Here is a 6471-nt window from a genome sequence, read left to right on the forward strand (position 1 = left end):
TTACTCCGCTCTGTGAAGTCAAAAGTCAGCAATCCAGAGTCAATAGATTGGGTAGAGATTCTCACCTCAGCCATAGGTTTTGGACTCTTCTAGACTCTCTAAAGGCGCTTCAAGTTACGCACCTCTTTTGTACCACTTTCCCTTGCTACCACTAGCTTCATCTGCCAATTAGCAACTAGATCAAGGTCTTCATCACCGCAGTTTCGCATTTTAAGCAAATATTCTGGCGAAAGGAAGGTATTATCGTCTGAATGTTTGTAATTGACTGCGAAAAGATATATATACTCCTACCTTGACTCTTAAATGAATCCAGAGAACTCAGAAACTTACATAAATCATCCAACTTGGGGTCTGCTTTATAGGATCTGTATGGTTGATGAGAACCAGGATCTTTTCACTACACTTTATGCCCAACGTTTATTTTTCTTGGTAGCAAATGACGTTAATGACATTAAAGGAATTAAATTTCAGCCTATAGGACGTACCGAAGCTAGAATGATGCTGGAAAATCGCTTACGTACTCTGCGGCGCACTGGACAATCTCAGGAGTACGATCAGCTTCAGAGTGTTTTCCAACGCACATTCCAATGAGTAGTTCGCTAATCGAACGTATTGCTACCATTCGCTCCTCACTTCCACCTTCAGTTAGGTTGATTGCTGTTAGCAAGCAAGTTTCTGCTGAGGCTATTCGGTCTGCGTATGCTGCCGGAATTCGTGATTTTGGCGAAAGTCGTATCCAAGAAGCTGCCAGTAAACAAGCCGAGTTACACGACTTATCGGATATTACCTGGCACTTTATTGGGCATTTGCAAGGCAATAAAGCTAAAAAAGCCCTTGAACATTTTCCTTGGATTCACTCCATAGATAATTTGAAGCTGGCACAGCGCTTAGATCAATTGGCGCAACAATTAGGAGTTAGTCCCCAAGTCTGCTTGCAAGTAAAAATTCTCCCTGATCCCAACAAGTCGGGTTGGAGTGTGCCAGAACTGCTAGCCGACTTACCCGCACTAAATCAATGCAAAACTTTACAAATTCAGGGTTTGATGACAATTCCCCCTTTAGGGTTAGATGATGCCCAAATTCTGAATGTGTTTACTCGAAATCGTGAACTGGCCAAGGAAATCCAGGAGCAAAACTGGTCGCACATTCATATACAGCACTTGTCGATGGGCATGTCAGGCGATTATCAATTGGCAGTACAAGCAGGTGCAACGATGGTACGACTAGGTACTATCTTGTTTGGCGATCGCTACTAGTTATATTGTACATCCACCTTTCGGTAGAGCATTAAGTGCTAGCAAGTATAAGGGTAGTACGATTAGAAACCATCTTAATTTAGCGATCGCCTCTAACTACTGGACATTTCTCTTTTGGTTGAGTATCAATAGTAAAGATTTGATGGACAAAATTTTTTTTATCAGACTGGTGCAATAGGAGACAAAGGCTATAGTATTGACAAGAGCAATCACCAAGGAAAAATGAGGTGAAAAGAACTTTCTTTCGGGCAATCCTTAGGATATAATCTTTACTCATTATTCCGTCCCCAATTGAACAGACTTCCCACAAGTGCCTGTTCATCACTATAAGATGTAATAGAAGCTACAAACAGCAGTAGAATTGCTGAATAGATCCACCCATGTAGCGATCGCCGCTGGCTAATTAATTTACAGCCATAACAATGAAGGATTTCTGCACCAGGAGAGTACACAATGAACAATATTTTTTCTAAACTTCGAGACTTTGTGGGTCTAAATGAACAGGTAGAATACGAGTATTACGAAGAAGAAGCAGATACAGATAGCTACCAAAATCTGTATCAGCAAGAGAATCCCCAGCCAGCACCACAAGAAAGCACAGCTCAAAATCGACGCTGGCGCGAACCAGTGCCTACAATGGGTGATGAGATAGCAGCAGGTTCAACAAAGCCAATGGGGAATGTTATTGGTATGCCAGGAGCAATTAACGGAATTTCAGAAGTTTTAGTACTTGAACCGCGCACTTTTGAAGAAATGCCCCAAGCAATTCAAGCGTTGCGAGAACGCAAGTCAGTAGTATTAAATCTGACAATCATGGATCCGGATCAAGCCCAGCGGGCAGTAGATTTTGTAGCAGGTGGTACTTACGCATTAGATGGACATCAAGAGCGTATCGGTGAGAGCATCTTTTTGTTTACGCCAAGCTGTGTGCAAGTTAGCACCCAAGGTGGAGTTCTTCATGAAGTACCACAACCACCAGTACGCCCCTCTCGTCCCGCAAGTCCCAATCAAACTTGGGGCAACGAATCTAACCGGATGGCACAATAAAATTAAATTAGTCCACAGTCAAGAGTCCAGAGTCAAGAATCAAAAACTTTTGACTCTGGACTTTTGACTTTAAGACTCTTGACTGTTAAACAATGACTATTAAATTTGGTTTAATTGGTGGTGGGGTAATGGGAGAATCGCTGTTATCCCGCCTTACTACTCGTGGAATTTATCAACCATCAGAAGTCATAGTCAGCGAACCGCAACCCTCGCGCCAGGATTTTTTAAAGCAGCAATATGATGTTGCTGTAACGGCAGATAATCGCTTAGTTTTCACACAAGCAAAAGAAGTTGTTTTTTTGGCAGTGAAGCCACAAGTTTTCAGTGCGATCGCCCAAGAATTAGCAGATATCATCACTATAGAACACTCACCCTTAATTATTTCGATCTTGGCGGGTGTGCCTTTGAGTCATTTAGAAGCTGCGTTTGAGCAATTGCCAGTGATTAGAGCAATGCCCAACACTCCAGCAACCGTAGGCGCAGGAATTACCGCTGTTTGTTTCGGTGCTTACACCAACATCAAGCACCACCAAATAGCACAGCAAGTTTTTTCAGCTGTAGGCGAAGTTGTAGAAGTGTCAGAAACGTTGATGGATGCGGTAACAGGACTATCTGGTAGTGGCCCGGCTTATGTGGCATTGTTGATAGAAGCACTCGCCGATGGCGGAGTAGCCGCAGGTTTACCTAGAACAGTTGCCAATCAACTAGCCTTGCAAACTGTATTAGGAACAGCAAGGCTATTGCAAGAAACCAAAATGCACCCAGCAGAACTTAAAGATCGTGTTACCAGCCCCGGTGGTACAACTATTGCGGGTATTGTCAAGCTAGAAAAGGCCGGATTTCGCTCAGCTTTAATTGAAGCAGTCAAAGCAGCCACAGAGCGATCGCAAGAGCTGGGAAAATAGTAAAGAGTCATTAGTTTTTAGTCATTAGTCATTAGTTTTTACTAAGGACTAATGACCAATGACAAATGACTAATGATGAAGTTGACAAAATAGCCGTTAATATAGTAAACAATCCGGTTGCAAATTTGATTGAGTGAATTATCCTGCGCCTTCTCCAGAACTTAACCTAGGGTCGATATTTCCCTTTGAATTGGATCAATTCCAGCAGGATGCGATCGCGTCCATCAACGCCGGACGTTCCGTAGTCGTATGTGCGCCCACAGGTTCGGGCAAAACATTAGTAGGGGAATACGCCATTTATCGCGCCTTGTCGCGAGGAAAACGTGTATTTTACACTACTCCTTTGAAAGCGCTATCGAATCAAAAATTACGTGACTTCCGAGAAAAATTCGGGTCTGATCTCGTCGGACTGTTAACTGGAGATGCTTCCATTAACAGAGATGCACCGATTTTGGTAATGACTACAGAAATTTTTCGGAATATGCTTTATGGGACACCCATTGGGCAAATTGGTATCTCGTTAGTAGACGTGGAAGCGGTAGTGTTGGATGAGTGCCACTACATGAACGATCGCCAACGGGGGACAGTTTGGGAAGAATCAATTATCTATTGTCCCCGTGAAGTTCAACTGGCAGCCCTTTCAGCAACAGTTGCCAATAGCGATCAACTCACCGACTGGTTAAATCGCGTTCACGGCCCAACTGACCTGATTTACTCCGATTTCCGCCCAGTACCCTTAGAATTTCACTATTGCAATCCCAAAGGGCTATTTCCTCTACTGAATGATAGCAAAACCAAAATCAACCCCCGCCTTCAGAAGAAAAAAGGGAGAGGAGGAGAAAGGGAGAGGGGGAGAGCTGGAAGACCAGAGGCTCCTGGGATAATTTACACCCTCAGCCAGCTACAGCAAAGGGATATGCTACCAGCGATTTACTTTATCTTCAGCCGCCGGGGATGCGATAAAGCAGTGGCAGAAGTAGGTGATTTATGGCTGGTAAATAATGACGAGTCCCAGATTTTGCGGCAACAAATTGATGACTTTTTAACCCGCAACCCCGAAGCCGGACGTTCTGGACAAATTGCCCCCCTGTATCGGGGAATTGCCGCACACCACGCCGGAATATTGCCTGCTTGGAAAGTGCTAGTAGAAGAATTATTTCAGCAAGGGCTGATTAAGGTTGTATTCGCCACTGAGACACTAGCAGCGGGAATTAATATGCCCGCCCGGACAACAGTTATTTCTACCCTTTCCAAACGTACTGACACTGGACACCGCTTGTTAAACGCTTCCGAATTCCTGCAAATGGCAGGTCGGGCCGGTCGCCGGGGAATGGATAAACAAGGTCATGTGGTGACAGTCCAAACCCCTTTTGAAGGCGCGAAAGAAGCGGCATATTTGGCCACATCCAAGCCAGACCCCCTAGTTAGCCAGTTTACGCCCAGCTACGGTATGGTATTGAACTTACTGCAAACTCATACTCTGGAGCAAGCTAGAGAACTGATAGAACGCAGTTTTGGGCAGTACATGGCGACTTTACATTTAAGACCAGAATACGAGGAAATTGCCGAACTGCAAAATCAGTTAGTCCAATTACATGAGCAAATCGCAGCAGTTGATGAAAATGAAGTGGCTGTGTATGAGAAATTACGGCAACGCCTGAAAGTTGAACGTCAGATATTAAAAACCTTACAAGAGCAAGCGCAGGAAGACCGACAAGAACAATTAGGCATGATGTTGGACTTTGCAGTATCGGGAACCCTGTTGAGTCTCAAGGGGAAACACATCACCGTACCTTCCCCCGTAACAGCAGTTTTAGTAGGGAAAACACCTGGTTCTGGTCAAGCTCCTTACTTAGTATGCTTAGGGCTAGATAACCGCTGGTATGTAGCCACCACAGCGGATGTTGTCGATTTATATGCCGAACTACCACGAGTTGACATCCCGCCCGAAGTACTACCACCGCCAGAGATGCCTTTTAAACCGGGACAGTCACGACGTGGTAATGAAGAATCATTTGCGATCGCCCAGCGTATCCCTGAACCAGAGGAGTCTCTGCATCTAGCTCCAGAAGTAGCAGAACAACTCAGTCGAGTAACCGCTATCCAAGAGCAATTAGAATCTCATCCTTTACATCAATCAGGTAATGCCGCCACTATTTTTAAACGTAGGGCGCGTTATGTTGAATTAGAGGCTGAACTTCAAGTGATGCAAGCTCAAGTAGAGCAGCAATCTCAACGTTATTGGGAAGAGTTTACTAATTTAATTGAAATTCTCCAACACTTTGGCTGTTTAGATAATTTAGTACCCACGGAATTAGGGCGTATCGCTGCTGCAATTCGGGGAGAAAATGAATTGTGGCTAGGTTTAGCATTCGCTAGTGGTGAACTGGACAACTTAGATCCGCAACATTTAGCAGCTGCTATAGCGGCTTTGGTGACAGAAACTCCCCGTCCAGATAGTAAGGTTAATTTCGAGTTGAGTAATGAAGTGGCCGAAGCTTTGGCAAAATTGCGCGGAATTCGCCGCCAGATGTTCCAACTACAACGGCGGTATAACGTAGCGCTACCGATATGGTTGGAGTTTGAATTAATTGCCTTAGTGGAACAGTGGGCTTTAGGAATGGAGTGGACAGAACTCTGCGAAAATACCAGCTTAGATGAAGGCGATGTAGTGCGAATTTTACGCCGAACTTTGGATTTATTATCGCAGATTCCCCATGTACCACATTTGCCGACATCTTTTCAGCGCAATGCTTATCGGGCGATGCAGTTGATTGATAGATTCCCAGTCAATGAGGTGGTTGAATAGGGGGATTGGGGAATAGGGACAAAGTGAATAACCAATACCTAATACCTGATAATAATAAGATTCTCAAAAGTAGTAGTTTGTATTATTAATTTTGATAGTCATACGTGTTTGTAGTAAGACTTTAGTCCTTGATTTTTTAAGCACTAAAGTGCTTACTACGAACATCTTATTCAGGACTTACGGACTCAGATCCCCCAACCCCCTAAAAAAGGGGGCTTTAGAAGTTCCCCCCTTTTTTAGGCTACGGTGTACACACAAGTCTTTTAGAGTTTCCCCACAGGCTTTTGATCCCCCCAACCCCCCTTCAAAAGGGGAGCAAAAACCTCTCAAAGTCCCCCTTTTGAAGGGGGATTTAGGACTGGAGTTTAGACTAAATAGAGAAAAAAGCGGTCAGTCTTGTTGAACTGACCACATTTTGGTCAATGCTGAGATTTAGAGAAAAATACAGCTTGAC

At 44.2% G+C, this 6471-nt stretch carries 6 protein-coding genes; 5 read left to right on the top strand and 1 reads right to left on the bottom strand.

Annotated elements, in window-relative coordinates; translation table 11 throughout:
* Positions 1–303 precede the first annotated feature (303 nt).
* Together pipX and HCR01_RS22320 are read left to right on the top strand one after the other, a co-directional pair.
* Positions 304–591, top strand: a complete 288-nt coding sequence (gene pipX, locus HCR01_RS22315; protein ID WP_193198294.1) for a transcriptional coactivator PipX — start codon at positions 304–306, stop codon at positions 589–591.
* Positions 588–1256: a YggS family pyridoxal phosphate-dependent enzyme gene (locus HCR01_RS22320; RefSeq protein ID WP_193198295.1), complete on the top strand. Its 669-nt coding sequence runs from the start codon at positions 588–590 to the stop codon at positions 1254–1256. The genes pipX and HCR01_RS22320 overlap by 4 nt, the downstream gene beginning before the upstream one ends.
* 269 nt (positions 1257–1525) lie before the next feature.
* Here HCR01_RS22320 and HCR01_RS22325 read toward each other — a convergent pair whose 3' ends face one another.
* Positions 1526–1717: a hypothetical protein gene (locus HCR01_RS22325; RefSeq protein ID WP_193198296.1), complete on the bottom strand. Its 192-nt coding sequence runs from the start codon at positions 1715–1717 to the stop codon at positions 1526–1528.
* On the opposite strand from HCR01_RS22325, the gene HCR01_RS22330 reads away from it, so the two are divergent.
* The 3 genes from HCR01_RS22330 (at position 1710) to HCR01_RS22340 (ending at position 6017) form a co-directional block, all read left to right on the top strand.
* Positions 1710–2303, top strand: coding sequence for a cell division protein SepF (locus tag HCR01_RS22330; RefSeq protein WP_162398614.1), 594 nt, complete (start codon positions 1710–1712; stop codon positions 2301–2303). The two genes, HCR01_RS22325 and HCR01_RS22330, sit on opposite strands and share 8 nt — an antisense overlap.
* A 92-nt stretch (positions 2304–2395) precedes the next feature.
* Complete coding sequence (gene proC / locus HCR01_RS22335) at positions 2396–3208, top strand: pyrroline-5-carboxylate reductase (RefSeq protein WP_193198297.1); 813 nt, start codon at positions 2396–2398, stop codon at positions 3206–3208.
* Positions 3209–3341: 133 nt separating this feature from the next.
* Complete coding sequence (locus HCR01_RS22340; protein WP_193198298.1) at positions 3342–6017, top strand: DEAD/DEAH box helicase; 2676 nt, start codon at positions 3342–3344, stop codon at positions 6015–6017.
* Positions 6018–6471: the final 454 nt, after the last annotated feature.

The sequence above is a fragment of the Nostoc sp. MG11 genome, from assembly GCF_014904695.1.
Taxonomy (GTDB): Bacteria; Cyanobacteriota; Cyanobacteriia; order Cyanobacteriales; family Nostocaceae; genus Komarekiella.